The organism is Mycobacterium sp. NGS40, assembly GCF_059812735.1.
This window is the reverse complement of sequence record NZ_JCALDG010000066.1, coordinates 1-4,515: the sequence shown is the minus strand read 5'-3', so window position 1 is coordinate 4,515 and position 4,515 is coordinate 1. Positions and strand designations below refer to the sequence as shown.

The window sequence follows — 4,515 nt, the reverse complement described above, 5'->3', positions numbered from 1 at the left end:
AAGGTGCGGATGGGCCACCGCCAGCAGCTTATGGCTCAGCAGATAGGCATCCCCGATCTCCAGCACTGCTAGCCGCAAGGAATAGCCACTGGCGTCGTAGGACAGATAACCCAGGTATTCCAGGGTGAGGATGAATCGCCCCGCCGCGGTCCTGGCGATCCCGACGAACTCGGCAACATCCGAGACCGACAATGGCCTGTCCTGGCTGCTGATAGGCCTTCAGCACGGACAAAGCCCGGGCCAACGCCTCGACATGGCCCGGGTCGCTCTTCTTCAAAAGGGAGGCGGTCTCCGGGAGGCTTGGCCCTATCCGAAGCTATCTCATGGCGATGCGTTTAATGGCCCCCACTGGCGAGGATTACAGGCCAGACGGCGCTGGGCGGGCGGCTACCACTGCCACACCGGCAGATCTCGCCAGTTCTCTGCTGAACGGAATTAACATCTGGACAGCAGTTATGCGTTGTGCTTCACTTGCTGGATTACGGCGACCGTGCCGAGCTGCCGCATCTGGCCAGTCTGTTCGACATCGACAACAAGTGTGGCGGCGGCGTTGGCTTGCAGGAGGCAAACGCCTACCTTGAGCTGACCGCACCCGTGATGGCCCAAACATAAAGAGCTGAGGCTTCAGCCGTTTAGCAAACTATCGACAGATCCGAAAGACGAGGCCCTCCGATGATAAATGAAACGAGTACGGCTCCGAGACCAGGTGCGACCTCAAGGCTGCCCTTGCTGAACGGACACAGTATGCCGCGGATCGGCCTCGGAACATGGCCGATGCTGGACGCCGAATGCGAGCAAGCCGTCCGCTGTGCCGTGCAGACCGGCTACAGGCTGGTCGACACGGCCGTTCAATACCGCAACGAAGAAGCCGTGGGCCGCGGCATCAGAACCGCCGGCGTCCCGCGGGCGGAACTCTTTATTTCCAGCAAGTTCAACAAGGAGTCCCACAGCGTCGACGGCGTCCGTCGGGCGTACGACGAAAGCCTGCGGAAGCTTAGGGTCGACTATCTGGACATGTTCATGTGCCATTGGCCGGTGCCGGCGCTTGGCGCGTATGCGGAGGCATGGAAAGGCCTTGTAACCCTGTTAGAGGAAGGCGCCGTCAAGGCCATCGGCGTCTCCAACTTCAAGCCGGCCCACCTGAGGAAAATCATCGAAGCGACCGGAGTCGTTCCGGACGTCAACCAGATTCAGCTAAGTCCTGCTCTGGCGCGCACACAACCGCGTGCGGTCCACCGGGAGCTGGGAATCCTCACCCAATCCTGGAGCCCGATCGGCCGTGAATCCGGACTGCGTGCGAACCCCCTTGTGGTGGCCATCGCCGACCGTCTGAACAGGTCACCTGCCCAGGTCCTGCTGCGATGGCACATTCAGCAGGACCTGGTGCCCATCCCGCAGGCTTCGGACCCCGTCTGGTTGAGAGAGAACATCTCTGCGTTCGATTTCACCCTGACCGCCGACGACATGAACGATCTGGCCCGCCTGGATATGGGCGAAACTGCTGCGCGGGACTCAGATGCTGCGGAAAACGGTCACTGAATCCCGGCCAACGGACGCGGTCCGGCGGGGCCTCGGCCACTCGGCCGACTGGGGCCGTGGTGCCTCATGTCAAGATGCTCGCCAAATGATTCCTGCGTGCCTCATCTATTGTGCTCGCGAAAGTCTCATGCTGCGTGGGGTGCTTGGGAGTAGGTCTTGGCGGCGGCCAGCCGGATGAGTCGCTGCTGGATCTCGTTGATCCGGTTCGTCAGGCCGGCCAGGTCCAGACTGGCGTAGAGCTCGTCCAGGTAGTGACGTTGGGGTTCGAGCATGATCCCGGTGTCCTTGATCCGGTCTGCCGGGGTCCGCGGGTCGTCGTAGCTGCGCACTGACTTCCCCTTGCGGCTCAGGTGATATCCGGTGACTTTCTTGGTGGGCAGGAACAGGTTTTTGCGCAGGTTCACCAGCGGCCAGAGCTCGTTCAGGAGCCCCAATTCAGCATCGGTGTCGTAGCGGTAGTTGAACGCCGAGCGGCGGACGACGGCCTCGTTTTTCTGCTCCACGAACGGGTTGTCGTTGGAGTGGTGGGGCCGGGACCGGGTCATGCGGATGTTATGGGCATTGCACCAGGTAGTGACCGGATCGTTGAGGAATTCAGAGCCGTTGTCGCTATGGATGTGGTCGATGGGGTATGGGAATTCGTCCAGGATTTCATCCATCGCCTTGACCACCCATTTGGCGGCTTTGTTCTTGATCGCCCGGTTGCTGGTCCAGCCGGTGTACACGTCCGTGGCGGTCAGTGTGAATGCGTACTGGCCTTTGGCATTGTTGCCGCAATGCGCGACCGTATCGATGGCAACCAGGCCAGGCTGCCAGTCAATATCCGGGATGCGGGACATGATCGGGATCGACTCGGTGTACTGGTTCCGCCGCGACCTGGTCGTGGACTTCCCGTCCGGATACATCGAGAGCTTGAACGGTGCCAGCAGCCGGTCGATCGTTGCCGCGCTCATCGCCAGCAACTGGTCATGCACTGCGGGGCTGTAACGGGCCCGCACCCTCCCGAAAGCGCCAGCGCGGATATGGGCGTCCATGTTGGCCAGTGTGGTGCCCATGACCGCGGCCAGGTACTTCCCGCAGGGCTGCCCAGCCACGACCCAGACCTGCTGGAGCACCTTCACCGTGTCATAGCCATACGTCGGCGGTCTCGGCTTGCGCACCTCCATACGGGCCGGGCCCCGCCGCTTGAAGGCCCTGCCCAGCTGCCGCCGGGCATTCGCCCTCGACCAGCCCACCTCCGCCACCAACCGGTCCAGGATCTCGCCCTTGGCCTTCTTCGACGCCGCCACATACGCGCCGGCTTCCTTCTTAGTGATTTCCCTGCGCGCAGACAACGTCAACCCATACATCCCTCCAGCACACCAAAGCACCCGACCATGCACCAGAGATTTCGCGAGCATTTCCCAAATGAGCGTGCCAGCGCCGCTGCGCGCCGTGGGTGTCGAAAGTCCCTCTTGACGCACCTTGCCTCTGGTGAATCGGATGGCTCAGCGGGATGATGGTGGTGTCTGCCGTGTCCGACGCCGGTCGTTCCTTGGTGCTGTTGTTTGGCCCGTAAATGAGCGTGGTGCGGAGGGTTCCACGGGAACCGTGGATTGTTGCTGTGAGCACGAGTATTAGAGTCCTGATTTAATTCCACCCTCTACATGGCAGGCATCACCACCCATTGAAACAAGCAGGTTAGGAGGTGTCCCGTGGACTTGGTTCATGAACGTGCCGCGGGCATTGATATTTCCAAGGGTGACGCGAAGGTCGCCATCCGGTCCCCGGGCAAGCGTGCCGGGACTTTTTCCACCGAGGTCACCACCTGGGGTTCCACCACCAATCAGATCCTCGCCCTGCGGGACATGCTGGTCGCCGCGAAGGTCACCACGGTGGTCATGGAGGCAACCAGTGATTACTGGAAGCCGTTCTACTACCTGATGGAGGACCTCCTGCCAGTGATGCTCGTCAATGCGAAGGCGGCCCGCAACATTCCCGGGCGAAAAACTGACGTGTCCGACGCTTCCTGGTTAGCTCAGCTCGGTGCGCACGGGCTGCTGCGCCCTTGTTTTGTCCCGCCTCAACCGATCCGCGTACTTCGGGATTTGACCCGGGCACGAACCATCGCCACCCAGGACCGGACCCGGGAAGTCCAACGACTGGAGAAATTTCTGGAGTCTACCGGCCTTAAGCTCTCGGACCATGTTTCGGACCTGATGGGTGTCTCCTCCCGGGCCATGCTCAAGGCACTTATCAAGGGTGAGCGGGATCCGCAGGTGTTGGCTGACCTGGCTCGGGGGCGCATGCGCGTGCGGGTTCCCGAGCTCGTAGAGGCGCTGACCGGACGCTTCGAGGTGCACCATGCTTATCTTTGCAACATGCATCTGGAACGCATCGATTCCATCACTCGGTGCGTCGAGGAACTCACCACCCGCATCAACGAGGCGATGGAACCCTTTCAAACGGCACGGGAATTTCTAGCTACCATTCCCGGGGTCTCCACCCTCGTGGCCGATGTCATCATCGCCGAAACCGGGGCAGACATGAGCTCCTTCCAGAGCCCGGGCCGACTCGCATCCTGGGCGGGCCTAAGCCCAGGATCCAACGAGTCTGCCGGCCGGGCAAAGTCCACCAGGACCCGACCTGGGAACCGCTATCTCAAGGGCGCTCTGGGCGTCGCGGCCTTGTCGATTTCCAGAAACCCCAAGAACAGCTACCTCGGGGCACGCTATAAGAGACTCATTGTGCGCCGCGGCAAGATGAAAGCCATCGTCGCCACCCAACACTCCATCCTCACCGCCGTCTGGCACATGCTCGCGGACGGCGAGTGCTACCACGACCCAGGATCCGACTTCTTTACCAAAAAGGACCCCACCCGCACCAAGAACAACGCCATCCGCCGCCTCCAAGAACTCGGCTACAACGTCACCTTAAGTAACCAGGAGGCAGCCTGACCCACCTTACTTTCGTATTAGGCACGCACCCCATTTCGCG

General features: G+C 61.4%; 5 protein-coding genes. 3 read left to right on the top strand and 2 right to left on the bottom strand.

The window, feature by feature from the left end:
• On the bottom strand, positions 1 to 213 hold a 213-nt coding region (locus tag AC5Y5O_RS31745; protein ID WP_225330606.1), incomplete at its 3' end, for a helix-turn-helix domain-containing protein.
• 249 nt (positions 214 to 462) lie between these two features.
• Between AC5Y5O_RS31745 and AC5Y5O_RS31740 the strand changes: the two genes are divergently transcribed.
• Both AC5Y5O_RS31740 and AC5Y5O_RS31735 read left to right on the top strand, forming a co-directional pair.
• Complete coding sequence (locus AC5Y5O_RS31740) at positions 463 to 612, top strand: hypothetical protein (RefSeq protein ID WP_157894436.1); 150 nt, start codon at positions 463 to 465, stop codon at positions 610 to 612.
• 60 nt (positions 613 to 672) lie between these two features.
• Positions 673 to 1,539, top strand: coding sequence for an aldo/keto reductase (locus AC5Y5O_RS31735; RefSeq protein WP_047040723.1), 867 nt, complete (start codon positions 673 to 675; stop codon positions 1,537 to 1,539).
• A 125-nt stretch (positions 1,540 to 1,664) separates the two neighbouring features.
• Here the strand turns inward: AC5Y5O_RS31735 and AC5Y5O_RS31730 are convergent, their stop codons facing one another.
• Complete coding sequence (locus AC5Y5O_RS31730; protein ID WP_157894437.1) at positions 1,665 to 2,879, bottom strand: integrase catalytic domain-containing protein; 1,215 nt, start codon at positions 2,877 to 2,879, stop codon at positions 1,665 to 1,667.
• 354 nt (positions 2,880 to 3,233) lie between these two features.
• On the opposite strand from AC5Y5O_RS31730, the gene AC5Y5O_RS31725 reads away from it, so the two are divergent.
• Positions 3,234 to 4,475, top strand: a complete 1,242-nt coding sequence (locus AC5Y5O_RS31725; protein ID WP_047040730.1) for an IS110 family RNA-guided transposase — start codon at positions 3,234 to 3,236, stop codon at positions 4,473 to 4,475.
• Positions 4,476 to 4,515 lie beyond the last annotated feature (40 nt).

What these genes read in the sequence shown, in the direction of transcription:
- AC5Y5O_RS31735 (WP_047040723.1), top strand. Translation starts at nt 673, where the DNA reads ATGATAAATGAAACGAGTACGGCTCCGAGACCAGGTGCGACCTCAAGG.